23 protein-coding genes, 2 tRNA genes and 2 pseudogenes are annotated in these 25,221 nt (G+C 55.5%); 11 read left to right on the top strand and 16 right to left on the bottom strand.

The window, feature by feature from the left end:
* Positions 1–10: 10 nt before the first annotated feature.
* Positions 11–157: a hypothetical protein gene (locus HMPREF1267_RS13395; RefSeq protein WP_023029060.1), complete on the bottom strand. Its 147-nt coding sequence runs from the start codon at positions 155–157 to the stop codon at positions 11–13.
* Between the two features lie 130 nt (positions 158–287).
* Here HMPREF1267_RS13395 and HMPREF1267_RS09110 point away from each other — a divergent pair.
* The 6 genes from HMPREF1267_RS09110 (at position 288) to HMPREF1267_RS09085 (ending at position 6,729) form a co-directional block, all read left to right on the top strand.
* Positions 288–361, top strand: a tRNA-Ile gene (locus tag HMPREF1267_RS09110).
* 108 nt (positions 362–469) lie between these two features.
* Positions 470–1,525 (top strand): trimeric intracellular cation channel family protein, encoded by a 1,056-nt coding sequence (locus tag HMPREF1267_RS09105; protein ID WP_034667369.1) that lies wholly within the window; start codon positions 470–472, stop codon positions 1,523–1,525.
* A 107-nt stretch (positions 1,526–1,632) separates the two neighbouring features.
* On the top strand, positions 1,633–3,231 hold the full coding sequence (locus HMPREF1267_RS09100; RefSeq protein WP_023029058.1) for a mechanosensitive ion channel family protein: 1,599 nt from the start codon (positions 1,633–1,635) through the stop codon (positions 3,229–3,231).
* Positions 3,232–3,402: 171 nt separating this feature from the next.
* Positions 3,403–4,494 carry an alkene reductase gene (locus tag HMPREF1267_RS09095; protein ID WP_023029057.1) on the top strand — a complete coding sequence of 364 codons (1,092 nt, stop codon included), beginning with the start codon at positions 3,403–3,405 and terminating at the stop codon, positions 4,492–4,494.
* 213 nt (positions 4,495–4,707) lie between these two features.
* On the top strand, positions 4,708–5,502 hold the full coding sequence (locus tag HMPREF1267_RS09090; protein ID WP_034667188.1) for a serine hydrolase: 795 nt from the start codon (positions 4,708–4,710) through the stop codon (positions 5,500–5,502).
* Positions 5,503–6,312: 810 nt separating this feature from the next.
* A complete protein-coding gene (locus tag HMPREF1267_RS09085; RefSeq protein WP_023029054.1) occupies positions 6,313–6,729 on the top strand; it encodes a hypothetical protein in 417 nt (138 codons plus the stop codon).
* Between the two features lie 76 nt (positions 6,730–6,805).
* Here HMPREF1267_RS09085 and HMPREF1267_RS09080 read toward each other — a convergent pair whose 3' ends face one another.
* The 3 genes from HMPREF1267_RS09080 to aceE form a co-directional block, all read right to left on the bottom strand.
* The gene (locus tag HMPREF1267_RS09080) at positions 6,806–7,594 is read right to left on the bottom strand and encodes an HAD-IIA family hydrolase (protein ID WP_023017178.1); all 789 of its coding nucleotides are present in this window, start codon (positions 7,592–7,594) and stop codon (positions 6,806–6,808) included.
* Positions 7,591–7,890, bottom strand: a complete 300-nt coding sequence (locus HMPREF1267_RS09075; RefSeq protein WP_034667367.1) for an acyl carrier protein — start codon at positions 7,888–7,890, stop codon at positions 7,591–7,593. Before HMPREF1267_RS09075 ends, HMPREF1267_RS09080 begins: the two co-directional genes overlap by 4 nt.
* Positions 7,891–8,045: 155 nt before the next feature.
* Positions 8,046–10,790 (bottom strand): pyruvate dehydrogenase (acetyl-transferring), homodimeric type, encoded by a 2,745-nt coding sequence (aceE, locus tag HMPREF1267_RS09070; RefSeq protein WP_023029052.1) that lies wholly within the window; start codon positions 10,788–10,790, stop codon positions 8,046–8,048.
* Between the two features lie 358 nt (positions 10,791–11,148).
* On the opposite strand from aceE, the gene HMPREF1267_RS09065 reads away from it, so the two are divergent.
* Positions 11,149–11,547 (top strand): DUF3052 domain-containing protein, encoded by a 399-nt coding sequence (locus HMPREF1267_RS09065; RefSeq protein WP_023029051.1) that lies wholly within the window; start codon positions 11,149–11,151, stop codon positions 11,545–11,547.
* 67 nt (positions 11,548–11,614) lie between these two features.
* Positions 11,615–11,690: transfer RNA gene (locus HMPREF1267_RS09060), tRNA-Val, on the top strand.
* A gap of 73 nt (positions 11,691–11,763) precedes the next feature.
* Here the strand turns inward: HMPREF1267_RS09060 and HMPREF1267_RS13390 are convergent.
* From HMPREF1267_RS13390 to HMPREF1267_RS12360, 8 genes are all read right to left on the bottom strand, one after another.
* Complete coding sequence (locus HMPREF1267_RS13390) at positions 11,764–11,898, bottom strand: hypothetical protein (RefSeq protein ID WP_367317535.1); 135 nt, start codon at positions 11,896–11,898, stop codon at positions 11,764–11,766.
* Positions 11,899–11,979: 81 nt separating this feature from the next.
* The gene (locus tag HMPREF1267_RS12790) at positions 11,980–13,179 is read right to left on the bottom strand and encodes an IS1249 family transposase (protein ID WP_034667184.1); all 1,200 of its coding nucleotides are present in this window, start codon (positions 13,177–13,179) and stop codon (positions 11,980–11,982) included.
* 120 nt (positions 13,180–13,299) lie between these two features.
* Positions 13,300–14,334 (bottom strand): tyrosine-type recombinase/integrase, encoded by a 1,035-nt coding sequence (locus HMPREF1267_RS09045; protein ID WP_023029049.1) that lies wholly within the window; start codon positions 14,332–14,334, stop codon positions 13,300–13,302.
* A gap of 127 nt (positions 14,335–14,461) precedes the next feature.
* Positions 14,462–15,418 carry a P63C domain-containing protein gene (locus HMPREF1267_RS09040; protein ID WP_084539242.1) on the bottom strand — a complete coding sequence of 319 codons (957 nt, stop codon included), beginning with the start codon at positions 15,416–15,418 and terminating at the stop codon, positions 14,462–14,464.
* Between the two features lie 218 nt (positions 15,419–15,636).
* Complete coding sequence (locus HMPREF1267_RS09035) at positions 15,637–16,053, bottom strand: hypothetical protein (RefSeq protein WP_023029047.1); 417 nt, start codon at positions 16,051–16,053, stop codon at positions 15,637–15,639.
* On the bottom strand, positions 16,050–16,340 hold the full coding sequence (locus HMPREF1267_RS09030) for an ImmA/IrrE family metallo-endopeptidase (RefSeq protein WP_232215131.1): 291 nt from the start codon (positions 16,338–16,340) through the stop codon (positions 16,050–16,052). Before HMPREF1267_RS09030 ends, HMPREF1267_RS09035 begins: the two co-directional genes overlap by 4 nt.
* 79 nt (positions 16,341–16,419) lie before the next feature.
* Positions 16,420–17,490: a RhuM family protein gene (gene rhuM / locus HMPREF1267_RS09025; RefSeq protein ID WP_023029045.1), complete on the bottom strand. Its 1,071-nt coding sequence runs from the start codon at positions 17,488–17,490 to the stop codon at positions 16,420–16,422.
* Positions 17,483–17,992: a hypothetical protein gene (locus HMPREF1267_RS12360; RefSeq protein ID WP_156906121.1), complete on the bottom strand. Its 510-nt coding sequence runs from the start codon at positions 17,990–17,992 to the stop codon at positions 17,483–17,485. The genes rhuM and HMPREF1267_RS12360 overlap by 8 nt, the downstream gene beginning before the upstream one ends.
* Before the next feature lie 164 nt (positions 17,993–18,156).
* Between HMPREF1267_RS12360 and HMPREF1267_RS09015 the strand changes: the two genes are divergently transcribed.
* Positions 18,157–18,387 (top strand): hypothetical protein, encoded by a 231-nt coding sequence (locus tag HMPREF1267_RS09015; RefSeq protein WP_023029043.1) that lies wholly within the window; start codon positions 18,157–18,159, stop codon positions 18,385–18,387.
* A gap of 240 nt (positions 18,388–18,627) precedes the next feature.
* On the opposite strand, the pseudogene HMPREF1267_RS09005 reads toward HMPREF1267_RS09015, so the two are convergent.
* Positions 18,628–19,842 (bottom strand): annotated as a pseudogene (locus tag HMPREF1267_RS09005) (IS3 family transposase).
* Positions 19,843–20,494: 652 nt separating this feature from the next.
* On the opposite strand from HMPREF1267_RS09005, the gene HMPREF1267_RS08995 reads away from it, so the two are divergent.
* On the top strand, positions 20,495–21,007 hold the full coding sequence (locus HMPREF1267_RS08995; RefSeq protein WP_156906120.1) for a hypothetical protein: 513 nt from the start codon (positions 20,495–20,497) through the stop codon (positions 21,005–21,007).
* Positions 21,008–21,159: 152 nt separating this feature from the next.
* On the top strand, positions 21,160–22,404 hold the full coding sequence (locus HMPREF1267_RS08990; protein ID WP_023028115.1) for an IS256 family transposase: 1,245 nt from the start codon (positions 21,160–21,162) through the stop codon (positions 22,402–22,404).
* A 246-nt stretch (positions 22,405–22,650) separates the two neighbouring features.
* Here the strand turns inward: HMPREF1267_RS08990 and HMPREF1267_RS08985 are convergent, their stop codons facing one another.
* The 3 genes and pseudogenes from HMPREF1267_RS08985 to HMPREF1267_RS08975 all read right to left on the bottom strand — a co-directional run bounded on the left by HMPREF1267_RS08985 (position 22,651) and on the right by HMPREF1267_RS08975 (position 25,077).
* Entirely contained in the window at positions 22,651–23,343 is a 693-nt protein-coding gene (locus HMPREF1267_RS08985) for a hypothetical protein (RefSeq protein ID WP_023029038.1), read from the bottom strand.
* A 160-nt stretch (positions 23,344–23,503) separates the two neighbouring features.
* The gene (locus HMPREF1267_RS08980) at positions 23,504–23,776 is read right to left on the bottom strand and encodes a Wadjet anti-phage system protein JetD domain-containing protein (protein WP_023029037.1); all 273 of its coding nucleotides are present in this window, start codon (positions 23,774–23,776) and stop codon (positions 23,504–23,506) included.
* A gap of 61 nt (positions 23,777–23,837) precedes the next feature.
* A pseudogene (locus HMPREF1267_RS08975) lies at positions 23,838–25,077 on the bottom strand (IS256 family transposase).
* Between the last annotated feature and the right edge of the window lie 144 nt (positions 25,078–25,221).

The raw sequence follows: 25,221 nt of genomic DNA, 5'->3' as shown, positions 1-25,221 counted from the left end.
CCTCCTGCTTCTAGGTGCCGACCACGGATTGCGAATTTTTTCCGGCGGATTCGGTCTGCTGCTCTGATTTGGGGGATTCAGAGTTGTCGCTGGAATCGGAACAGGCGGTGGCTACTAGGGCGGACGTTAGGTCGATAGAAGAAAGTAATCTGCGCATAAATTAAATATAAGCTAAGGGAATGAGGAGGGGTGGAGACGGGGGAGAGGGCGAGAAAATTGGTCTTTTCCGCGCCATTGGCTACTCTTTTGGGAGCGGATCGTTGTCTTTTGGGACACGGAATCCGCGTGGGGCTATAGCTCAGTCGGTTAGAGCTACGGACTCATAATCCGTTGGTCGCGGGTTCGAGCCCCGCTGGCCCCACGGTGATAGGGAGGCGTCGGCAAGCAGTGCCGGCGCCTTTTCTGTGCTTAGCTGCGCATATGGGTGTGTTAATTGCGCAGGCACGAGCGGGTGAAGTCTAATAACCATATGGTTGAAGTAGATCCGCTCATTGAATCCCTCTATCGCTGGTCCGATGTCAGCGGTGTATTGCTGATGGGAATTATCGGCGGCACCATTGCGCGCAAACGCGGGTATGACATCATTGGGTTTTTCTTTATCGCGATGTTTTCTTCCCTAGGCGGGGGCATGGTGCGCGATGTGCTTATTAATCGCGGCACCGTGGCGGCGATGAGCGAGCCGGAGTACCTGTACCTGGCGTTTACGGGTGCGTTGATTGCGCGCTTTGTCTACTTTAAGGGCAAGACCTGGGATTATATCCAGGCGCATGGCGATGCCGTCGTTTCCGGCCTATGGGCCGGTACCGGCGCCGTGAAGGCCATTACCTATGGGCTGCCGCCGATCCCGTGCATCATGATGGGTGTGTTTACCGCTACCGGCGGTTCCATGATTCGCGATATCGCCATGGGGCGCGAGCCCGCCGTCTTTGGCGATAATCAGCCCACGGTGATCCCGGCCATCGCCTGCGCCGTGATCGTGCTGGTGGGAAACCACTTCGATATGTTGGCCGTCGGCATGATTGTGGGGCCGTTGGTCTCCATTTTCTTGGCGCTGCTGGGCATTTGGGCCGGGTGGCGCGTGCCCGCGAATCAGGAGTGGGCACCGATTAATGATACGGCCGCGCAGGTCAAGGTGCTGGCGAAGAAGGCAGAAAACAAGAGCCGGGCGGTCGGGCGCAAGCTGGAGCCACACCGCGTGCGCTCCTGGCGCCACCGGCAGATGGAAGAGGCGCTGCAGCGGCGCATCGAAAAGGAAGTGCGTTCCGGCAAGCGCCGCCAGGATGCGGCGGAAGAAGCCAGCGAGTTTTTGCAGTCCTTCGAATCAGATGTCGATCAGTTCAGCACGGCGCCAGCGGAGTCTGAGGATATGGACTTTGGCATGGACTTTAGCGGCGATTCCTATGAGGAAGAGGAGCAGACCTCCAGCGAGGAATCCCAGCGGCTGCTCGATACGATTTTGGAAGATGACAAGCTTACTGATGAGCTAATTGATCGCCTGATGGACCGCTACCAATCGCGCGACTAGGCCCCGGGGCATCTGCTTGTCGATGTCCCCATCTTCCCACTCCTGCCTTCTTAATTCTGGCAGAAAACTGGCATCAATTTCTCAGCTAGGTGCCATATCCTTGAACCATGAACTTGAGGTATTTCTTTTTTGAGCTGTGGGGCCTCATCGTTGACCACGGCTTGCCGCTCATCGCATTCGTGATTATCGGCATTCTTTTGCCCCGCATGGGGCGCCTAGCCATCCGGATTATTGAACATAATTTGGATGAGCAAGAAGAATCTACGAAGGCGCGGCTGGCGCTGACCGGTGCATTGGTCTACATCGTCCAAGCGGTGGCGTACTTCCTATTGGTCGCGGCCGCGCTGACTAATCTCGGTGTTCCGGCGCTGGGCGCCGCGGTGCCTGCGACGATAGTGTCTGCCGCGGTTGGTTTTGGCGCCCAGTCCGTGATTTCGGATTTCCTCTCCGGATTTTTCATCCTTACGGAAAAGCAGTTCGGCGTGGGAGACTACGTCTCCTTTGCCGGCATCCCAGGGGTAGAAGGCGATGTGGTGACGCTGACCCTGCGCACCACGAAGGTGCGCACCCCAAGCGGCGAGTTGGTGACCATCCCCAATAGCTCCGCCGGCGTGGTGACCAACTATTCCAAGGAATGGTCCCGCGCGGTGGTCAATATCAACGTCCCAGTGCATGAAGGCGAAAGCCTGCCGGAGATTACGAGTCGCGTCAAAGAGATTTCGGGGCACGCTATTGAAGCCCCTGAGATCTCCGTCGACGTCGCCGGCGAGCTCACAGTCCTTCCCGCTACGCAATTGGTCAGCCCGCAGGTAGCCGGCCAGCCGTGGCAGGTGGGCTACCGCATCATGGTGACGGTGAATCCTGCCCGCCAGTGGTCCGTGGAGCGCGCCATCCGCTCGTCGCTGCTCTCGGAATTCTGGGATCACTACGGTTCCGCCATCGACTTTGATGAACTGCAGGAACAAAAAAAGAAGAAGCCGACGGACCCAAAGCATGCCGCGGCGCAGTCAGCCAAAGACGCCTTGGACGCCGGGGAAGGTTCTCGTCCCAATACGCCAGTGGATGACCCCACGGTGGAAGAGGAACTGGTCCCAGAGGAAGTCGAGCTTGCTGAGACTAAGCTCGATGAACAAGCAGCCACGGATGAAGCCGGCGAAGAGGCTGCGGAAGAAGATGAGAAATCGCGCCGGAAGATCTGGCGAACCATCCAGACCAGTACCCAATTCCAAAAGGTTTCCACCATCGGCGGGCGCGTGCGCGCCTCCACCACAGGCCTCGTGGCGGCCCTTCTTGTCGTTGGCTTGCTCATCCTCGCGGCAAGCAACCCAGAGGAAGGGGAAGCCGGCTGGCTGTCGCCGGACTATTGGAAGGATCGCGATACGCAATCTTCCTCCGAAACACCATCGGAATCTGAAGAGCCTGTGCCTACAGAAGATCCTCTAACTACCGGTACCCCAACGGAACCGACGGACGCAGATTCAACACCAACGACCACCAATACGCCGACCGTTCCTAGCTATCCCAGCCAGGCGCCCAACTCCACGCCTAATTCCGGGGACGGGCACGGGAGCGGTCAGGATGGGCCCGCTGACTCAAACGGCGATGCTGGCGATGGCCAAGGGAATGGCGACGGAGACTCCGGCGCAGACGGAAATAGCGGGGCGGCGAATAGCCAGCAGACCGCGATTCCTTCAGAACCCCACTAAGCATCCCCACTAGGAGCTCATAGACGCCGCCTCATAGTCCGAGGCGGTGTCTTTTTCCTTGACCTTTAACGGGTGCGGTGACCTCTAGTTTCTTTATTATTTCTATCGCAGGTGGGGCAACAACAGAATAAAAGGTGGAACAAATTTCAACCGCGAGCTGTTTCAGTAGACATGACATCATTATTTACACCTTTGGAACTTGGCCGTTATACGTTGAATAACCGCGTGACCATGGCGCCGCTAACGCGTCAGCGTGCAGGTCACAGCGGTGTGCCCAGCGAGCTACACAAGAAGTACTATTCCCAGCGAGCTAGCGCCGGGCTCGTGGTGACGGAGGGAACCTTCCCCGCTTGGACCAACCGCGCGTTCCCGGGGCAGGCGGGCATCGTCGATGATGAGCAGGCGGCCGGTTGGCGCGAGGTAGCCAACGAAGTGCACGACAACGGCGGCGTCTTGTTCATGCAGATCATGCACGGCGGCCGCACCAGCCACCCAGATCTCATTGATGGCGCCCAGGCAGAGGCCCCGAGCGCGCTGGATTGGGACGGCCAGGTTCGCGGCTTTGCCGGCAAGATGGATGCACCGGTACCGCGCGCACTAGAAGCCGATGAGCTCCTGCGCATCGTTGAGGAATTCCGGGCCGCCGCACGCCGAGCCGTCGACGCGGGCGTTGATGGTGTTGAGATCCACAATGCGAATGGCTATCTGCTGCACGAATTCATGGCACCGTCGGCTAACCAGCGCGACGATGAATTTGGCGGCAGCCCCGAAAACCGGTGGCGCTTGCCAGAGATGGTGATCCGTGCCGTCGTGGATGAAATCGGTGCCGACCGCGTAGGCGTGCGTTTTTCTCCGGCCCACGTCGTACAGGGCATTGTCGAAGACGATGAGGCAGATATGCTGGCCACCTACGGCGGACTGCTGGACGCCATCGCCCCGTTGAATCTGGCTTATGTCTCCTTCTTGCACGCAGAGCCGGAAGGCGAGCTCATCTCGGCCTTGGCACAGAAGGCCCGCGCCAATGGTGAAACCAAGGTTTTGATGAATGATGGCTTTGGTACCGTGACCACTAAGGAAGATGCACAGCGCGAGCTGGACCTCGACTATGTGGATGCCATCGTGGTGGGCCGCCAGCTCATTGCTAACCCGGACTTGGTTCGCCGGTGGGAAGAGGGCCTGGAGCTCAATGAGCCTGACCAGGCAACGTTCTACGTCGGCGGCGAGCGCGGCTACATTGATTACAAGACTGCCGCGGACCAGTAAATAGTCCGCGGCAGTTGTAGGGAGAGAGAAGGGGGAAGTAGAGAACGCGAGTGATAGGTAAGGTGCGAAATATCCTTGAAAAAGGGTCTTTCACTTTTTATATCGATCGTGCAGGCATGGATCGTTAACAGTCACCCGCTAATTTTTTAAAAACTACTTCCTTCTTCTCCCACCGCAGCCATGCCCATGCTTGGTCCCAGTAGGCTAGTGGGCATGAGCGAGTTAGAACTTTTATGCCAGTGGCCCGTAGACAATGTCGCCGCCGCGTTATTGAAACGCGGCGATGTTCTCGATGAAATAGGAGATGTTTCCCGGGAGTTTCCGGTGGCATCAGTAACCAAGCTAGTCTCCGCCTACGCCATTATGTTGGCGGTTGAAGAAGGCGCGGTAGAACTAGAGCAACCTGCTGGTCCCGAAGGCGCGACGCTAGAGCACTTGCTCGCGCACGCTTCAGGTGTGAAATTCGATTCGCGCGAGCAACAAAAGCCGGTAGGCGAGCGGCGCATCTATTCCTCTGCCGGTTATGAATGGGCCGCAGAGATTGTTGAAAAGGCCACCGGCATCGAGTTTGCGGAGTACCTGCGCGAAGGCGTGTGCGAGCCGCTTGGCATGTCCTCCACGCGCTTAGAGGGTTCGGCAGGGCACGGGCTGGTTTCTACCGTGCAGGATCTCGCGGCATTTTCGGCCGAGGTCCAGGACCCGCAGCTCCTGCACCCCAACACCGTGGCCGATATGCGCCGCGTTCATTTCGGTGGCTTGCGCGGCATCGTGCCAGGCTACGGAAGCTTTAAGGATTGCACCTGGGGCCTTGGCTTTGAGATCCGCGGCGAGAAAGACCACTGGATGGGTGCCCTGCCTGCCGATGCCACCGGGCACTTCGGCATGTCCGGTACCTACCTCTGGCTGGCCGGCGACTACGCCATGGTCGCATTGACGGACCGAGAGTTTGGCGATTGGGCTAAACCGCTGTGGAATGAAACCAATTCGAAGATCTGGCAGGCGCTATAAGGCGTCCATCGCAAAATCCCTTTAACGGGAAAACGAGAAAAGCTCCCCATTCCAATGGAGTGGGGAGCTTAAGCTGTTCTATTTAGAACAGGGTCTGACCGGAGAGGCCCTCGAAGAACATCAGGAACTGGGAGAAGATGCCGTCAACGAGGGACAGGAGGTTGAAACCGAGGTTGGACAAAGAAGACAGACCAGACATGGTTGTACCTTTCTTTTTGGGGATGGGTTCAAACCGGATTGTTTGAATTTATTTCAGTATAAGCATGGCTCTGGGATCGTGTCAAACTATTCCTTACCCTAAATTAAATTTATATAAACCATCTGTCCACGGATGCTGATCTTCTCCTAGAGGGAGGGGCGTGTGGGGAGTATGGCGACCGATTACCCCCGCAGGGGTCTTTTCGAGCAGGATTTTTCGGAGCTCTTTGCCTCTAGGGGGCGAGACGCGGTTTTCTTTTGCGGGTGTGGAGTGTGAGCACTGTAGGTTACTGTTCCTACTGGTAGCTGCCCTGCGTCTGACTCTTGTCAAGAAGTTACTTCAGGGAAACAGTTCAAGCGCGAAAACCTCACAAATTTCACTGTTGTAACTCCAATTTCTTTGGCCACTTTAGTCACAGTCTGGACTTTGGGTTGAGGTTTAGAACTCGGGGGTTGAAGTGAAAGTTGAGGGTTGTAGAGGGTGGTGTGGCGCAGGAAAATTGGGTGCAGACGCAAAAGACAGTTCGTTGGGGAAGACGAAGCTCGTCTTGCACTGCGCCGTACGCTACGCGTGTGCATCGCAGTGGTGATTTGTCGAGGGAGATATCGGCTATGAATACTTGCGTCAATACAGTGCCGGTTGATCAACCGGCCTCCAACTACACGTGGCCCAGCCGCAATGGTGCGGCCATCGTGGTCACTGGTGTGCTGAAAATTTCTGGGATGCCGCGTGCGTTGCGCCCAGAAGTAGAGCATGCCATGGATCGGTGCATTCGCACCGAATCGGAGTTCATCGTCCCAGGCGATGACCCGCTGACCGCCCAGTGGTGCACTCGGTGGTACCGCGATGAGATCTCTATGGAGGCGCTCGTGCGCGGTGAGGCTACGGGCCTGGGAATGGATTCTGGCGTCGGTATCGGCTGCCACCAGGTGCTCACCGGAACCGAAGCGGAGCTTGCCGCGCTCGAAAGCGCGGTGTGCTACCTTGCGCAGCGCTATGGTTTTAGCGCCACGGTGCGCTTTAGCTAAGGCGCTCGAGCGAATCGGCTCGAGCGCGGCCAAGTAAGCCGAGCCGCACGAGCTAGGTCGCGCGGCGGGGAACCGTTTAGGATACCTCCTCGGCGAAGGGATCCATGATCTTATCGGGAATATCTGCAACCGACTTAAACACGGCGGTCGGGCGGTAAGGATAGCGGGAGATTTCGCGGTCATCGGAAATGCCGGAGCGCACCAAAATGGAGCGCATGCCGGCCTCGAGGCCCGCCTTGACATCGGTATCCATGCGGTCACCGATCATGACGGTGTTTTCAGAGTGTGCGCCGATGTGGTTAAGCGCCGAACGCATCATGACCGGGTTGGGCTTTCCCACATAGTAGGGCTCGCGGTGGGTAGCGGCGGTGATCAATGCGGCCACCGCGCCGGTTGCAGGAAGCACGCCCTCGGGAGCGGGACCCGTAACGTCAGGGTTGGTGGCGATGAAGCGGGCGCCATTGCGGATGAGGTTGATGGCGGTGGTAATCGCCTCAAAGGAATAGGTGCGGGTTTCACCAAGGACCACGAAATCGGCGTCATCATTTGTGAGGATCCAGCCAGCCTCGTGCAGGGCGGTGGTCAGGCCGGATTCTCCCACGACGTAGGCCTTGCTGGAGCTGGCTTGGGTGGCCAGGAAGTTTGCCGTAGCCGTGGCGGAGGTCCAGATGCGCTCGGCCGGAATATCCAGGCCGGTATTGCGCAGCCGCGCCGCCAAGTCGCGCGGGGTGGACATGGAGTTATTGGTCAGCACCATGTACTCAATGTCATTATCTTTTAGCGCCTGAATAAATTTATCGGCGCCGGGGATCATTTCCCCTTCCTTGATGAGTACGCCGTCCATATCGGATAGGTAAGAAATCATTGGTGGTCCTCCAAATAGTCAGCGATATCGCCGATGGTCTCGCAGTTAAGCATTGTTTCCTCAGTAAGCCGCACCTTAAAGAGCTCTTCTACACGCACGGTGAGCTCTATAAGCTCGAGGGACTCCACGCCGACATCGGAAAGCGCGCTGTCCCTGCCAAGTTCGGCCTCGGTTCCGGTGACTTTGATGATGAGGGCGATGAGCTCGCCCAGCGTATCCCGATCCGGGTCGTGGTCCTTATCTGGGTCAGAACCCTGAAACTTTGCCTGCAATTGGGCACTGAGGTCATTTGCCATAGTGCCCAGTGTAGTAGCGATTGGCGCGTGGCATAGAAGAAATAGGCGCACGCGGTACTGGTTAGGGGTGGATTGGCCCGAAAACAATTCAGGCGCTCCCAGCACTAAGCCGGAAGCGCCTGAGTTACATCTCCGTTGTGGAGGTGCGGGCGATATTACTCGCCGCTATTAGGAGCAGTTGGGTCATCCAACTTCAGCTCGGAGGCTGCCTTTTCCACAACGGAGCGCTCAATCTTGCCGTCGCGGGCAAGGCCATCGAGCACGGCGACGACGATGGATTCTGCGTCGTTGTTGAAGAAGCGGCGGGCACCCTCGCGCGTATCGGAGAAGCCGAAGCCGTCTGCGCCCAAGGTGATGTAGGTACCTGGGACGTAGGGGCGGATCTGCTCCTGCAGCTCGGTGGTGAAGTCCGAGACGCCCACGAATGGACCCTCGAAGTCCTTGAGCTGGGAGGTAGCGAATGCCTCGGAAGACTCCTCGCCCTTACGCAGCGCTTCCTTATTGCGGCGAGCGCCGTCGCGGGCCAGCTCATTCCAGGAGGTCACGGAGAACAGCGATGCCTTGACATCGTAGTCCTCAGCCAGCATCTCCTGTGCGCGAAGAGCCTCGTGCACGCCGACGCCCGAGGCCAGGATATTGGCCGGGGTGGAACCGTTCTCGGCGGTATTGAAGTGGTAGATGCCCTTGTGCAGGCCCTCCACGTCCAAGTTCTCCGGCTCGGCCGGCTGGTGGACCGGCTCGTTGTACACGGTGAGGTAGTACATGACCGGCTCGTTGTCCTCGCCGTACATGCGCTCGATGCCGCGGGCTACCAGGTGTGCAACCTCGAAGCCGAAGGCTGGGTCATAAGAAATGACCGCAGGGTTGGTGGCTGCCAAGACAGGGGAGTGGCCATCCATGTGCTGCAGGCCCTCACCGGTCAGGGTGGTGCGGCCTGCGGTAGCACCGATGATGAAGCCGCGGCCCATCTGGTCGCCGGCGGCCCAGAAGGCATCGCCAGTGCGCTGGAAGCCGAACATCGAGTAGAAGATGTACAGCGGGATCATGGCCTCGCCCTGGGTGGCATACGAGGTAGCGGCGGCGGTAAAGGATGCTGCCGCACCGGCCTCAGAAATGCCCTCGTGCATGATTTGGCCATCGGTGGCCTCGCGGTAGGACAACATCAGGTCGTGGTCCACCGGCACGTAGTTCTGGCCGCGCGGGTTCCAGATCTTCATGGTGGGGAACCAGGAGTCCATGCCGAAGGTACGAGCCTCATCCGGGATGATGGGCACGATGCGCTTGCCCAGTTCCTTATTGCGCATGACCTCCTTGAAGGTGCGCACCAAGGCCATGGTGGTAGCCACTTCCTGCTTGCCAGAGCCCTTGCGCACGGAGCGCAGCTTGTCCAAGGAAGGTGCTTCCAATGGGGTGAAGTCCGTGCGACGCTCAGGCAGGAAGCCGCCGAGTTCTTTACGGCGCTCCAGCATGTACTTGATCTCCGGGGAGTCCTTGCCCGGGTGGTAGTACGGCGGCAGGTAGGGATCCTTTTCCAGCTCTTCATCGGAGAAGGGGATTTCCTGCTTATCGCGGAAGTTCTTGAGATCCTCCAGCGTCAGCTTCTTCATCTGGTGGGTAGCGTTGCGGCCCTCGAAGTTGTGGCCCAAGCCGTAGCCCTTAATGGTGTGGGCCAAGATGACGGTCGGCTTGCCGGAGCCCTTGTTCTCTAGGGCGCGGGCATACGCAGCGTAGACCTTGCGGTAGTCGTGGCCGCCGCGGCGCAGTGCCCAGATTTCGTCATCGGAGAGGTCTTCTACCAGCTTTGCGGTGCGCTCATCGCGGCCGAAGAAGTGCTCGCGCACATAAGCGCCGTCATTAGCCTTGAAGGTCTGGTAGTCACCGTCAGAGGTGGTGTTCATGACGTTGACGAGGGCACCTTCGGTGTCCTTGTCCAGCAGCTTGTCCCAGCCGCGGCCCCAAATGACCTTGATGACGTCCCAGCCGGCGCCGCGGAAGAAGGACTCCAGCTCCTGGATGATCTGGGTATTACCGCGCACTGGGCCGTCGAGGCGCTGCAGGTTGCAGTTAATCACGAAGGTGAGGTTATCCAGCTCGTACAGCGCAGCGGTTTGCAGCAGGCCGCGGGATTCTGGCTCGTCCATTTCGCCATCGCCCAAGAAAGCCCACACGTGCTGCTTGGAGGTGTCCTTGATGCCGCGGGTTTCCAGGTACTTATTAAAGCGTGCCTGGTAAATGGCGTTCATCGGGCCAATGCCCATGGACACGGTGGGGAACTCCCAGAACCATGGCATCAGGCGCGGGTGCGGGTAGGAGGGCAGACCCTTGCCTTCACCGAGGGAGACTTCCTGGCGGAAGCCGTCGAGGTCTTCCTCAGAGAGGCGACCTTCCATGTATGCGCGGGCGTACATGCCCGGGGAGGCGTGACCTTGGAAGAAGACCTGGTCGCCGCCTGAAGGATCGTCCTTGCCCTTGAAGAAGTGGTTGAGTCCAACCTCGTACAGCGGGGCGGCACCCGCGTAGGTGGAGATGTGGCCGCCGACGCCAATGCCGGGGCGCTGCGCGCGGTGCACCATGATGGCAGCATTCCAGCGGATCCAGCGGCGGTAGCGCTTTTCTAGTTCTTCATCGCCAGGAAATTCCGGCTCCATGTTGGTGGGGATGGTGTTGACGAAGTCCGTCGACGTCAGCGAGGGAAGCTCCACGCGCTTGGCGGTGGCGCGCTCCAGAAGGCGCAGCATCAGGTAGCGTGCGCGTTCTTGGTCAGAATGGTCCAGCAGACCATCGAGGGAATCCATCCACTCGCGAGTTTCTTCTGGGTCGCTGTCGTGAAGGTACGATGCAACACCATCGCGGATAAGCGGGAAGTTGGAATCGCCCTTGGCGGGGTCCTTCTCGGCCATGTAAACCTCCTAATTAAGGGTCTGCAGAGTTTATCTCCTACGATACGCGTTCCCAGATCGCGAGTGGGAGTCTAGGCTGTCTAAAACGCGGCGCTTTCCGATGCACCCCCTATAACCTGCGGTTTGCTTCTCCCGTCCAGCGTGCAAATGTGGGTAGTAGGCCCCTAAACGGCGCTAGTTGTCCCACAAAACAGACGCCGGTGTGAGCAGAAAAGGGCCTGCAAATTGGGGGAAAGGGGTGCTATAGCAAGTAAAAGACGCCCTGGGACGTTAAACTACATGTAATAACACACGCCCTCCGTGCCAAGTACGGGCTGGGCGTGGGAAAGAATTCACCGGATAAGGAAGGAAATGCATAGTGGCTGACGCTGCAGTCAAGCTCGGAATCAAGGAAGGGCAAATCGCTCTAGAGCTTGGTTGGGACGAGGATTGTGATACTACAATCTCTGAATCGATCGAAGCCGTACTCGGTGAGGATTTCCTTGAAGAGGAAAATGATGAGCTGTGCGATGTAGTCCTTCTCTGGTGGCGCGAGGAAGACGGTGACCTCGTGGACGGTTTGGTGGATGCCAGCCGACCGCTTGCAGACAATGGCTCCGTCTGGTTGCTGACCCCGGGTGCCGGAAAACCGGGCACCGTCGAGCCTGGTCTCATCTCCGAATCGGCGCAGCTAGCCGGCTTGGTGCAGACCAAAGCTGAGCGCTTTGGCGAGTGGCAGGGTTCCTGCCTTGTACAGCGCGGCTACACCAAAAAATAGCCTTCACCAGCTGATTTGTGTAGCTTCACAATCCTGCGCTACTGTACATAACAGCGCAAGGGCGCATGCGGCTTTAGCTCAGCTGGAAGAGCAATTGGTTTACACCCAATAGGTCGGGGGTTCGATCCCCTCAGGCCGCACCAGGTCAGACCCCTTTTCGAGAGATCGGAGAGGGGTCTTACTCAATTCCACGACAAACCCACGACATCCGAAAAACTACGCCACACCCCACGACAACCCGCGCAGCCCCTCATCCATACGACCCGCCACCTCATCAAGGTCACCATCAAACAAATCCGCATACGTATCCAACGTCAACATGGCAGACTTATGCCCTAACTGCTTCTGCACCGCCTTCGGGTTAAACGACAAAACGTGTTGTTTTTCGGCGTGTCGAGTTAAACGACATTTTGTGTTGGTGGGGGTAGGGGTTTAGCGTATGTGGCCTTTACGTATTCCCATAGAGTGGTTGTAGGCAGTGTCGATGGCGCTGTCGAAAGTTGCTGGTCGGCCATCTTCATGGCCGCTGGTGGCTTGTGTTTCCTGGTTGGCTAGGGTGTGTGCTTTGGCGAGTGCGTCCTGGCCCCAGTTGTGCTGCCTGGCGATCTCTACGGGGTCGTCAGGCAGTTGCGTGTGTAGGTACAGCCACCAGTCGCAGGCGAGGCGTTGTTGCTCGTCACGCAGTCCTCGGTGGTCGTGCATCAGTTTCTTGATTTGCGAGTTCACGCCACCTTCCAAACTGTTTGTCGTGCGCTCTAGACGCTGGCCTTGTTCTGCTTGAATGAGATAGGAAAATAGGTGACCATTCCTGCTCATTTTCTTCAGCTCCAGGTAAATACCCCGGTGGATATGGTGGGTGTACCACCATTTTTTGTTGCCGCGTTTAGATTTCGGGATTTGCTCAAAGGGGACGTCTTTGACGTAGGTACGGGCTTTGAGTTGAGTTCTAAATACGGTGCCGAACTGGTGTAGCTTGCCTGTCCATTCAGCGGCTTCATCTAGAGTGCTTACTGCCAGTAGCTCAAATGAAAGCCGTCGCAGTGCTTTACCCATCGGGGAGGTGGGGTGAAGGCCGGTGCCGCGTTGAATGTTGCGTTTGACGTGGACAATGCATCGCTGCACGGCGGTGTCAGGCCACAGGCGGCTTACTGCTTTAAGCCCTCCTGAATGCCCGTCACAGGTGACAAGTCGTGGTGGGGCCAGAGGGTCTAGCAGGCGCATATACGACCAGGATGATTCCTTAGTGCACCAGAACCAGTTGATGACATGGCTGGCATCGGCGACTACGACTAGGCACTTGGTGTTGAAGTAAGTGCCGTCGATGAAGATTTGATCGTATATTCGCTGCTTATCAACGCTTCGGGGAGGTTGGATGAGCCAGAAAGATTTGAAGCGTCGTTGCAGAGTTCGCGTTGAAACACCGCAGGTTTTAGCGGTCTCTGCCAGGCTGCGGCCTGAGGTGAGCCAACTGATAAAAAGGCGGAACCATTTTGCTTGAACTGCGTCGTCATTGGCGCGGGTGAAGGTGGCTTTGCAGGTGCGGCATCGCCAGCGTTGACGCCCAGTACTCGTCGTTCCGTGTTTGGTGCACGCCCCGCTACAGACGGGGCATCGAGGATGATTCTTACTCATCCATTCATCGTGAACCTCGGCGCCTAGCACATCAGCATGCCCCCGGCGGTATTTCAGGTCCGAGGCTGCGTTATCCCTCCGGATAAGTGAAATAATCCTAATACCAGCACGCCAGACCGGCTAAACATATAACTTCACCAACACATCCTGTCGTTTAGGCCCCGCCTTCACCGACGCCCCAGAAGCCACCATCAGCCCCGCAGCCACATGCCGCAAACCATGCAGAGTGAGACTGTCCGAAATCACCCCATTCTGAACACACCTCTTCACCGCATGAGCAAAGAACGACGTATGCCCTAACGGACGCAAACACCCACCAGAAGGGCGCTCCCACACAAACTCATCCAACCCCTTACCCTCAACAGCTTTCACAATAAGCGGCATAATCGACGCAGGAACCACCACCGTCCGCTGCTCCCATGACTTAGGCTCCATCGGCACCCATTCACCAGAATCATCACGAGCAATCGCCTGAGCCACCGTCAAACGACGCCGAAGAACATTCACATCCCGAACCCGCAGCCTCGCCAACTCACCCCACCGAAGGCCACACGTACCCAACACAGCGATAATGTCACCACGTGGCCCACATTCACGCACCAAAGCATTAAGCTGCTCCTGAGTGAGATACACCTTCACCGGGCCGGGCTTCTTCGGCAACTTTATCCCCTTGGTGGGATTTTTACGTATCAGCCCGTCGTTGACTGCGACTTCAAGAATCTGCATGAGGACCGCATGACAGTTTAAAATTAGGGTCGCTGATGGTGTGGTGTCATACTCGCGCCCAGGGCGCTGTTTTTCTATCGACCCCACCCACGCCTGCACCTCGGACGGTTTGATGCTGTTTACTTTCCTATGCCCCCAGTGGTGTCGAACGTGGTGCTCCCACGCGGAATTAAGTTGGCGGCGATAGTTGGGTTTGCGTGGAGCGAGAGTTGCCCACCATGCAGGGTGAAGTTCATCCACAGTGACTTTCCCGGCGTTGGGGTCAATCCAGTCCTGTTCATTCATGTGGACGGCGTTCTTGTCCGCCCAGGCCTGTGCTTCGTTCTTCGTGCGGAAACCTTGCTTAGTTCTATCCCTGCCGTCAGGGCTGCGGTACTGCACGCGCCACGCCCGCCCCTTAGCTGTCTTGTACGGCTTAATCGATGCCATTATGATTACTCCTTGTTAGCCAGGGTTGAGAAAGCACCCCGGGCGACGTTTCCAAGCCCGTTTGGGTTTTGTGGTCCCCGCCCTTGGTCCCTCTACTTCTATACGACAGGCGCCAGGGGCGGATTTTTCAAAATTCGAGCATTTCTTGAACTGGTTTGCTCCTGCTCATTGCTTTATTGAACAGAGCATCGAACTGAACCTTATCCTCAGAAATCTCCATGATGGTTATAACCTTTGCTACCTGACGCTCTAGGTGAGCAACTCCGGTGTCCTCAGTGAGATGTTGGTGATGTTTTCTTGCGCGGTTGCCCTGTTCATTCTTGGGGTTTAAGTCGCGCAGTCTCTCGAGGACCCCTTCCGGCATGTGCTCGTAGATGTATTTGTTGATGAAGTGCCCAACGTACTGTGGATGATGGTGGTTTCCTGGGACAAACTTCCAGCCTTGGAGGCGGTAGATTTCGCGGAAGAATGCTTCAGGAAAGCGGCGCACCCATGGTCGGAACTCTTCTGCAATATAGGCGTCGAGTAGTCGTTGCAGTTCATCTTTTGCCCTCGTTTCTTGGTAGCCCGTGGCCTCATCAACAAGTGCCGTAATTCCAACGAGAGCGAGAGCCTTAATGACTTTTCGGGCCGCTTCAGCTGCTGGTTTCTGGTTTTGGGTAAGAACTCCATCTTCTTCTGCGTCCATGTATACGTTGCAGATGCGGGGGAGGATTTCGGCGTTGTATCCACTTTTTTCTTGTTTTTCGTCGCCTACTCTGTATTGAACTCGTTGAAGTTGTTCTTTGAGTTCCGGTGTGATGTATGGCAGGAGGTTATTTGCCTCCAGAAATGGAGGCCGATTGTCGTTGCGTGTGCGGCGACCGCTGGATTGGGATCTTCCGAGGATCGACATGATTGATGTTTGGCTTATTATTCGTCGTCCATCTGTTAATACGTAGCAGTCGAGGGAGGTGTCTGCGATATTGATGATGCCTTGGTGCGTGGCGCGTTCGATCTCTTTGCCCCACCGTTTATCTGCGGCGATTTGGGCTGCAATTTTTCTGGGGTCTGGTTTGGGTAGCTTTCCTCTATGCGTTTCCATATCCGTATAATATCACGCAGTTTCAGGGCGGCGTCCGCGCGCATGCGTTAGCTGGGGGTTTGTGTATTTCCCCTAGTTAGATCGGAACATTGCGCGGTATGCGAATCGGAAATCGCATTCACTTTTTAGGGGGAGGGTCATTAGGCTGCTTGCCTTTCGTAGAGAGTTTCCCAAGTTTTGAGGATGTGTTGGGTGGCTTTGAGTTCGTTTTTGGGGGTCTATCCTAGGCATTTCTTTGCGGCGTTGGTGCCGTCGTATGGCCCGCCGGGGGTCTCCGGCCAGTTGAATAATGTGGCGGTTCCGGGGCTAGCAGAAGTAATCGGGCCACTACCGTCTATAGGCGCCGTGAAATCAGCGGCGAACGGCTCATCTTCACCTTCCCAGGTAATGTTCGCAACAATGAAGTTATTGTCCTTGCCCTGGACCATGACTGCTTTGTCCACAGTGGCGTGGGTGCCATCTCCTCGCTTGTCTCCGTCCATGATTCGTTGCATCGTTTCATCTGGAACGGCTAGACAGTCCCAGTCTTGGCCGGCGACGTTTACAGTTTTCGTTTCTTCCTGTTGCGTATCAGCGTTGCTACATCCGGTGACGATGAGGGTGGTGGCTGTGAGGATTGGGAGTAGCTTTTTCATGCTGCTGTCCTTTCGTAGAGAGTTTGCCAAGTTTTGAGGACTTTGACCGTGACGCCTAGCTCGTTGGCGAGGGTGGCTGGGTGTGGTCCGTAGATTGCTTCAGCGGTGGCGTATTCGGTGGGGGAGATGAGTAGCCGGGCGGCGAAGCGGTCTGCGCGGATTTCGTGGGCGCCGTGGTGGCCGGGTGGGTCACCGTAGTGCGCGTGGCCTAGTTCGTGGGCTAGGGAGCATAGGGTGGTGACGTCATCCATGCCTATCTGCACGGTGATTGCGTTCTGGCCTGGCACCCATGCCGCTTTTGGCCCGCCCCTGTGCCACCGGATACGGTAGCCTCGGGCCTCAGCGGCCTGAATAAGAGCAAGCGCGTTATTTAGCAGAGCCTTCACTCCTTCTGCGTGGCTGAAGACGTCGACGTTGATCTATGAGAATTCGGTCGGCCTTTTTCAGCGCTGCTAATAATTCTTGTTCGTTTTGAGCGTGCTCAAGTTGCTTTCTACTTTGGTTGAAGAGTTCGTATCGTTCTTCCGCAGCAGCGTTGGCCTGAGCTCGGCTTATGCGCCCGTGGTCTTGAAGTGGGTCGTAGTCGTTGAACTCAATGAATTGGTCGGCTTTCTTTATCCAGTCTGACATGTGGATAACTTTGCGTCGTTCTGCTTGGTCTTCCGCGTAATTGAGAAAGCCTGAGACGAGAAAGTTTAAGCGGCGTAGTTCATCATCAGTTAAGTAGTTTTTGGCAGTTGTGATGTCATTTTTGCGTACTTGTTTCCCTTTCCAGCTGGTGAGACCGAGGTTGTTTGAGGTGGGGTCGCAACGAGTGGCAATGATTTCAGAGGCAGTGTTTCCTGTGATGGCGTAGTGCAGTTTGTCTTGGATTGTGGCGAATAGAAAGTTTGTGCGCTTTGACTTTGCGTCGTAGTCGTCGGCTAGGGAGATGATGTTTCGTAATTCAAGGTAGAGACGTGCTTCGCTGGACCGTATGTCTCTGATGCGGGCGAGTATCTCATCAAAGTAATCGACCCCGAGGGGGTTTTTCAGTTTTTCATCGTTCATGGCAAACCCTTTAATGAGGTACTCTTTGAGAACTTCAGTAGCCCATGTACGAAATTGCGCGCCGCGGGGTCCGCGGACCCGGAAGCCGACCGCCATGATGGCGTCTAGGTTGTAGTGTTCTAGACGCCGTCCTTGGGTGCCGTGACCTCGTTCCTTTCGGAATTTCCGAACGACCTCATTACGGAGAAGTTCATCGGAATTAAAGATGGATTTTAGGTGTTCGCTAACTCCTGACTTGCTGATGTCGAAAAGCTCTGCCATTTCTGCTTGGGTCATCCATACGGTTTCTTCGACGAGTTTGAGGTGGATTTCGGTTTTGTCATCTTCGGTGGTGTATATGACAAATTCGCCCTGGTTCGTTGAGAGGGTTTTCGGCTGTTTAGTCAATTAAATCTTCTCCTCGCCGTTCGCGTTCTTCTTGCTCGTTGGGTGATGAGTCGGCGGCGTATTCGTCGGGGGAGTAGTCAAACTCGCGGAGGATACCGTCATCATCGTCATCGTGAAGTGAAGCATGCGCGTCGGACACGGGGGTGAGATGTAGGGTGCCCTCGCGTTCGATGACCTCACCAAAGGTTCCTAGCCAGTGGGCTGGCTCGCTATCGATGCGGCGTGCTACATCTGCGACTACCTGTTGGTCGCTGAGGGACTGAAGTAACTCGTCAGGGGAGGGTATGCCGGTTTCTTCGGGAAGTAGGTAGCCGGTTTCTAGGAGGGCACGTACTGGTGAACGGCCGTAGGCGCGGGCCAAAGCGATGACGGTCTCTGCGCTGAGGGTGTTGCGGGCGAGTTGCCGGTTCATCGTTGCGGGGGCGATGTCAGCAAGCTCTGCCGCCGCTCGCCCGGACGCGTTCTGGGTGAGGTTTGCGAACCAATCCTTGTGCTCTGTCATGTGAATCATTATGCGCCATTTACACACACGGCGCAAATCGATTCATGCCGTGTGAGCTGGAAAAACTAACACGTTTGTAATTGCTTGTTGACAACTCGAATCAAAGTGGTTCATAATGATTCATGTAGCGCACAATGCGCCACTCGGATAGAAAGGAGCCACGCATGGATGGCCACTACATTCTTCGCCCCGAGGTCATTGATGAAGCACGCAAGCGCTTCGGAGTCACCTCCGACGAAAAGTTTGCCGCACAACTGAATCTTTCCGCCGGGACTGTGCAACGCGCCCGTCGAGGAAAGGAATTGCAGTTCACCACTGCAATCAAGCTCCTAAAGGCCGCAGGGTCGGAGCTTTCAGGCATCAAGTACGTACCGAAGGTCGAAGTCGTCGCATAAGAAAAGGCCCGGTGCCAGAACACCGAGCCAAAGACAATCAATCGATAAGGAGTTTACCACAATGAACAATCAATTGGTTCATGCCAACACTGACGGAACCCTAGCCACCACCTCGGAGGTTATTTCCGATGGCGTTGGGATTCAGCACAAGAACGTACTGGAAACAATTCGTAAGAACCAAGCAGACTTCGAGGTGGGGTTGCCCGCAAATCGTGGACACGTAGTTAAGCCGCTTAGGGGTTAAGCAGCGGCTTTCTTATTACCATTTTGATCAGCGAGCTGGGCTTCGAAATCGACGGGGCTTACCATCCCGATGGACCAGTGGCGACGGCGCCGGTTGTAGACAATCTCAATCCAGCGGGCCACCGCCTTCCCGGCTTCGTCACGGGTTCGCCATTTCCTCCGGTCATAGAATTCGGTCTTCAATGTCGACCAGAACGACTCGGCCATCGCATTGTCAAAGCAGACACCAGTACGGCCGACCGATTGAGCATTACCTAGTTGCTGGCAAACATTCCACAATTGTTCACTCGTGAACTGAGTGCCACGATCGGCGTGGAAGACCAGGCCATCGGGTACGTCACCACGCAGGGTGTAAGCCATGCGCAGTGCACGTTCAACCAGGTAAGAATCCTGCACACTATCCATGGACCAGCCGAGGACTCGGCGGGAGTGTCCATCGCGGATAACGCATAGGTACAGCCAGCCCTCACTCGTGCGTAGATAGGTAATATCCGACATCCACACTCGATTAAGCTGCCCTTGATCAAATAGGCGTTTCACCAGGTCTGGAAGCGTGGACCTCCGCTTGGATTGAATCGTCGTTACGGGAACAAACGCCCTGGGTGAGATGCCCTCAATCCCCATCATCCGCATGCGCTTGGCCACGGTTTTACGATTGACCATGATGCCCTTCTCCGCCAGTTCTGCAGTAATACGAGGAGCACCATAGACTTCGTCGGACTCCTCCCAGATCTCATGGATGAGAACATCCAATCGGTCTAAGAAACGCTGACGCTGATTTTCGCCGCGAAGCCGTACTGCTTGAGCCTTGTGCCATTTATAGTAGCCAGAACGGGAAACCTCTAATAACCTGCTCATTCTTTTTATGCTGTAGTTCGCCTTGCTCTGGCTGCATTAGCTCAAATTTTTCCGATCACGTTGCCTCAAAGCGAAGAAGGCGGTGGCTTTTGACAAGAACTCATTATCCATCTTGGCCTCAGCTAACTCACGACGTAAACGTGCATTTTCGGCTCGTATATCGGCATCACTGCGGCCATCTACCGAGCCTTGGCGTTCCCGCTCGAGTTTGACCCACCTGCCTAAAATCGTGGCCGATACGCCAATTTCCTTAGCCACATGAGCGATTGGGCGCCCAGACTCGATGACCAGTCTGGCGGCCTCCTGCCGGTACTCCGGGGTGTACTTCTTCCTTGACGAACTCACAATGAACATCCTCTCTTACGGACACAAGATCCGTACTAATAGGGTGTCCACCAAACGAGGGTAACTGCAAGACACGCTCTCTTGAACGGAAAACCCTAAATGTTAAAAATCGCCGATTTTACAAATTGGGCGTTCTCTCCCGCACCCCTATTGATAAATATCCGCGTTTTTATCAATAAGGGTGCATTAGTGGAGTTTCCTCAGGCTACGGGTTGGCCTGTAGGCAGGCTGAGTCCCTGATTATTTCTCTTTGGTAAGTGTACTCCACCAATTGTTAAAACAGATACATGAGAAGAGAGGTCGAGCACGTATTTAGGCGAGGTAAGCCAAGGAAAGATTCATTTGCCGAGTACGAGCAATATTTTCCATTGAAGGGCCTTGGAGCCCATTGTGAGGCCGTCGCCCATACCGTTACGAGATTGCTTGCTCTCCTAGGCTCCTTACAACAGAAGAGGCAGATTCTCTCGATATTGAATTTGAGCCGAAGATTCGCGGCGCACAGAAATGGAAAATATCCCGTCTAGCTGATGACCTGTCTGCGGCTTCGCTGCAAACCGCAGGTGGAATCCTGCATTCTATTGGTCTTCTCCTGAAATCTGATATTCGCTACCCGCTTACGCCATCAATTCTTGCAAGGTCGGCTTTAGAAAACTCAGCATTGGTGATGTATTTGAATGAGGATGCAGATCCGTGGATCAGGACTGCACGTGCAGTAAATGTCGTTGTTAACGGTTACAAAAACTCGGGTGGGAGGAATAATGAGTCACCCTACAGCGAAGCGACAGCAGATCATTTAAAGATGAAGCAGGCATTCGCTTCTCAGGGGGATGGGAAATCGCAGAAACTCTTGAACTACACAGATTTGGTAGCAGAATATTTCGACGGCTTCCAGGGCGGAGAAATGTACAGCCGGTTCAATCGATCCGTGCATCATAATGTGGTGAGACAAATTGAACTCGCATTATCCCAAGATAGAGATAGGCGTAAGAATGCAGTTGAAACCTTTGAAATTGTTATTCGGGTTGCAATTGCGGTCGGTGCAGCAGCGTTTAGCCTTCAAAAGTTTAGGCACTGCAGCGGTATCGATTTCGACCCGATTCATGCTTTGAGAGATGTTTTTGAGGATTGGAACTCCTATCTAGACCGCCTGGGTAAACAGGGATTTGTTGACTAACTCCGCCAGCGCGCATGTAACTGCGTGGTTGCGTCCATTAGTGTGGTGTATCTGTAACCCGTGGTAAGCCTCGTGCCGGTGCACAATAAGGCGACCATCACGGGTACCTTTCGAATCAACTTCAACCTATCCTCGAAAGGAATATAACCGCGATGGCCGCTAACCCCCATCATATCGATCCCACTGCGTATCTGGAAGAATTGCTCACCCAAGCCTCCCCAGACTTGATGCGCCAGATGCTGACAGACTTCATTAACCAGATACTTTCAGCTCAGGCTGACACGGTCTGCGGCGCTGATTACGCCACGGTATCTCCACAACGGACTAATACCCGCAATGGCTACCGTCACCGCTCCTTAGACACCAGGGTAGGCAGCATTGATGTTGCTATCCCGAAGCTACGTCACGGCGCATTCTTTCCCGACTGGCTCTTAGAAAGGCGCACACGCACCGAAAGAGCCCTGACTACCGTGATAGCCACGTGTTATCTCAAAGGGGTCTCCACTAGACGCATGAATGATTTGGTGGCCACGCTGGGTATTAACAATCTGTCGAAATCACAAGTTTCTGACATGGCCAAAGAACTTGACGAGATGGTCGCTGACTTTAGAGCCCGCCCACTGGATTCAGGACCGTATTACTACTTGTCCTGTGACGCGTTGACCATGAAAGTCCGCGAAGGCGGACGGGTCGTTAAAACCAGTGTGCTTATCGCTACCGGTGTTAACAACGACGGCTACCGTGAACTACTAGGCATGCAGGTCGCAACATCAGAATCCGTGGAATCATGGACCGGATTCTTCCAAGACCTCAAAGCCCGTGGTCTTGGCGAAGTCTATCTCGTCACCAGCGATGCGCACCTAGGAATCCAAGCAGCTGTTGGTCAAGTACTGCCTACTGCAGGTTGGCAACGCTGCCGGACACATTTTGCTAAGAACTTGTCGTCAAAAGTGTCAAAACGCCAGTGGACAACACTATCGGGAATGTTTCACTCCATCTTCCAGCAAACCGACGCGCAAGCTACCTGGGACCAAGCCCGCCAAGTCGTAGATTTCTGCACGCAGCGTTTCCCCGACGCAGCTGACTACCTGGAAGAATCATTAGATGAGATTCTCGCGTTTACAACCACGCCCAAAGCTGTATGGACGAAGGTATGGTCCAATAATCCAACGGAGCGTTTGAACCGTGAAATCAGGCGGCGTACCGACGTTGTAGGAATCTTTCCCAACCGCGCAGCTATCATACGCCTCGTCGGCGCGATACTAGCTGAACAGCATGACGACTGGATTCAGCAGAAACGCTATATGTCACTAGCAAGCTTGGAACACACCCGACGCCTGATAGCTACCAACACCATCCACACCAACGACGAAGACACCATCGAGGCAGCCTCCTAATGAGCCAACATCAACCCCGAGCCGGACCCCAACACCGACCCTGACACTGTCCCCCGATTCACAGATTCAGAAAGGACAGATACACCACTCCACCGGACTTGACCAACTGCGTCATGATGCGTCTATAGAGCTCCTATTGACTCTAAAGAGGTTGGTAGGGCATAATCCATAGCAGGAGCGGCCCTACATCATGTACAGCCGCTCGACCCTCACCGAAGCTACTGGCAGGTGAGGGTCATTTTATCGTCAATTTCGGCTCGGCTTCGGAGATCGTTGCTTCGGAGTTACCTTTAGAATTTTGCAATGCTCTCCCAAGTACTTGTGGTATAGAAATGTGCTTTGTCCTCCGTGGGTAAAAGTGCGCCTGTATGTAAAAGCGACGAGGTCCGGAATCCAAAGGCAAGTTTCATCGGCAGGGCTAACCCATGCCAAATTGATTCCCGGGTGCAGTAACTTTTTCTTTCGCATGCGCTTGAGGGTATTTCTGTCTTTATCGTTATCTGACTGAGAGCGGCGTGCTTCGAGAATTATGCCTTTCAGAGAAGGCTCGTTCTTGGTGAGTGCCGTAATGAGCTGTTCGAGGCAATCTTGGCGAGCGTGCTCAATATCCTGATTTCGTTGCAGTGGCCGAAGGCAGGCTATATATTGCAAATCCTCAAAGTTATCGCATAGCTTGAGCATTTCTTCGACTTTCTTGCGGCCGTCACAACTACGCATCGATTCAGTTGTATGCCAATAGTTCGACTGCGCAGTCTCCCTGAGGAGACTCCGAGCGCTATTAAGGTGTTCGAATTTGATGGCTGTGCCGACCAGGATGTAGAAAGATTCTGAAAAGCCCTCCTCCGGCGCAACGTAGCTTTCGTCGACGAAGGCAATGGTGTCATCAGGTGTCGAGCGTTGGAAAATACGTAATAGGGAAGGGTGAATCCGATCTGGCAAAGGCGTCTCCAAATGAAAGATTGAAGTATATGTTCGAATGTTACCTAAGTATTTGTATTAGGCCCAGACAATGCTGAGAGCTAATTTGTGTACCGGTTTCGGGGTCAATTACGTGGTAGCCCAACTTTTTGGTTTTCCGGGCGTAATTTTGGACGTTAGCTCAATTTAGCTTGTGGTGGACAGCATCGCTCGCGTGTGTGAAAGGGATTCGCTCTTGCTCAATGCGTAGCCTGCCCTCGGTGAAGAGTAGACGGTAGGCCTCCTGCTCTTCGGTGGTGAGGTGAGTGAGGGTGGCCGAACCGTCGCCCGGGTCAGGGACAGCGAGGTGCCTAAACGCAGTTACGGTCGCAGTATCCATGAGCAGAAATGTGGTGTGGGGGACGTGGGCGCGCACGGCGTTGAGGATGCTGAAGCCCGCAGCGTCGAGGGTCAAGTCCCGTGTAGTGGTGTAGCCGTTTGTGCTTTCGGCTCGGTATTCAGTTCTGTGTTTGAGGTCAGGCGGTTAGCTGGTTGTGGTCACCATTGGCGTCTCCTGTGCGGTGCATGAGGTGTCTGGTGTGTTCGAGTGCGGTGAGTGACATGTAGCGTTTTTGTTGGATCCAATCGTCGTGTTGCTCGGCTAGGACCGCACCGACAAGCCGGATGATGGATTCACGGTTCCAGAAGATGCCCACAACATCGGTGCGCCGGCGGATCTCCCGGTTTAACCGTTCTGTGGGGTTATTCGACCAGACCTTCGACCACACCGACTTCGGGGCTGCGGTAAACGCTAATACTTCATCGAGTGATTCCTCCAGATAGGTCGCAACTTGCGGGAACTTCGGCTCTAGTAGATCGACTACCTCACGGGCTTGGGACCAGGTGGATTGGGCATCTGGTTGTTGAAAGATGGTCTGGAACATTGCAGAGACCATAGGCCACTGTGTCTTCGGGACCTTCTCGTAAAGGTTCTTCGCAAAATGGGTGCGGCAGCGCTGCCACGACGCATCAGGTAGCACTTCGGAAATGGCGTGCTGGATGCCTTCGTGGGCATCACTGGTGATAAGGAATACGCCGGTAAGTCCGCGGGCTTTTAGGTCGTGGAAGAAGCCTTTCCACGACGCGTTGGATTCCGTGGTGGCGACATGCATGCCAAGCATCTCGCGATACCCGTCAGCGTTGACCCCAGTGGCAAGCAGCACTGAGCATTTGACCACACGGCCGCCTTCGCGCACTTTGATTGTCAGCGCGTCGCAGGACAGGTAGGCGTAGCCGCCGGGATCGAGCGGACGGTTTTTGAAATCGGCGACCATCTCGTCGAGTTCTTCTGACATGCGTGAAACTTGGGATTTCGACATGTTGGCAATACCCAACGTGGCTACCAGGTCGTTCATTCTGCGGGTGGAAACCCCTTTGAGGTAGCAGGTTGCAATGACGGTCGATAAAGCCCGTTCTGCCCCGCGTGCGGCGTTCTAACAACCAGTCCGGGAAGAATGCGCCGTGGCGCAGTTTCGGTACTGCGACATCGATCGTGCCGACACGGGTGTCAAGGTCGCGGTGGCGGTACCCATTGCGGTGGTTGACGCGTTCGGTGGAGGCAACGCCGTATTCGGCGCCGCAGACGGTGTCGGCCTGGGCGGAGAGGATTTGGTTGATAAACCCTTGCAGCATCTGGCGCATCAAGTCAGGGGAGGCTTGAGCGAGCAGATCATCCAAGTAGGTTGCCGGGTCGATAGAATGTGGTGCAGCGGTCATCGTCATATGCCTTTCGGTGAGATGTGGTAGTTGAGTCGAAAGGTTAACTGACGGTGACCGCCCCACTATTTCCGGGGCTCACCATCAGCAAGCGTTACACCACACTAAGGGACGCAACCCGTGCCTAGGTCATCAATCAGTTTC

This window comes from Corynebacterium sp. KPL1824, from assembly GCF_000478095.1.
GTDB lineage: Bacteria > Actinomycetota > Actinomycetes > Mycobacteriales > Mycobacteriaceae > Corynebacterium > Corynebacterium accolens.
Note: the sequence above shows the minus strand (reverse complement) of the source record. Positions and strands in the feature narration are given on the sequence as shown.

Excerpts from the sequence above, each read along its gene's own strand:
- HMPREF1267_RS08990 (WP_023028115.1), top strand. The coding sequence starts at position 21,160 with ATGGCCGCTAACCCCCATCATATCGATCCCACTGCGTATCTGGAAGAA.
- aceE (WP_023029052.1), bottom strand. The coding sequence starts at position 10,790 with ATGGCCGAGAAGGACCCCGCCAAGGGCGATTCCAACTTCCCGCTTATC.
- HMPREF1267_RS09100 (WP_023029058.1), top strand. The coding sequence starts at position 1,633 with ATGAACTTGAGGTATTTCTTTTTTGAGCTGTGGGGCCTCATCGTTGAC.
- HMPREF1267_RS09080 (WP_023017178.1), bottom strand. The coding sequence starts at position 7,594 with ATGATTTCTTACCTATCCGATATGGACGGCGTACTCATCAAGGAAGGG.
- HMPREF1267_RS09105 (WP_034667369.1), top strand. The coding sequence starts at position 470 with ATGGTTGAAGTAGATCCGCTCATTGAATCCCTCTATCGCTGGTCCGAT.
- HMPREF1267_RS09035 (WP_023029047.1), bottom strand. The coding sequence starts at position 16,053 with ATGAAAAAGCTACTCCCAATCCTCACAGCCACCACCCTCATCGTCACC.
- HMPREF1267_RS13395 (WP_023029060.1), bottom strand. The coding sequence starts at position 157 with ATGCGCAGATTACTTTCTTCTATCGACCTAACGTCCGCCCTAGTAGCC.
- HMPREF1267_RS09095 (WP_023029057.1), top strand. The coding sequence starts at position 3,403 with ATGACATCATTATTTACACCTTTGGAACTTGGCCGTTATACGTTGAAT.
- HMPREF1267_RS09085 (WP_023029054.1), top strand. The coding sequence starts at position 6,313 with ATGAATACTTGCGTCAATACAGTGCCGGTTGATCAACCGGCCTCCAAC.
- HMPREF1267_RS09075 (WP_034667367.1), bottom strand. The coding sequence starts at position 7,890 with ATGGCAAATGACCTCAGTGCCCAATTGCAGGCAAAGTTTCAGGGTTCT.
- HMPREF1267_RS09040 (WP_084539242.1), bottom strand. The coding sequence starts at position 15,418 with ATGGAAACGCATAGAGGAAAGCTACCCAAACCAGACCCCAGAAAAATT.
- HMPREF1267_RS09090 (WP_034667188.1), top strand. The coding sequence starts at position 4,708 with ATGAGCGAGTTAGAACTTTTATGCCAGTGGCCCGTAGACAATGTCGCC.
- HMPREF1267_RS09045 (WP_023029049.1), bottom strand. The coding sequence starts at position 14,334 with ATGGCATCGATTAAGCCGTACAAGACAGCTAAGGGGCGGGCGTGGCGC.
- HMPREF1267_RS12360 (WP_156906121.1), bottom strand. The coding sequence starts at position 17,992 with ATGACAGAGCACAAGGATTGGTTCGCAAACCTCACCCAGAACGCGTCC.
- HMPREF1267_RS09015 (WP_023029043.1), top strand. The coding sequence starts at position 18,157 with ATGGATGGCCACTACATTCTTCGCCCCGAGGTCATTGATGAAGCACGC.
- HMPREF1267_RS12790 (WP_034667184.1), bottom strand. The coding sequence starts at position 13,179 with ATGAGTAAGAATCATCCTCGATGCCCCGTCTGTAGCGGGGCGTGCACC.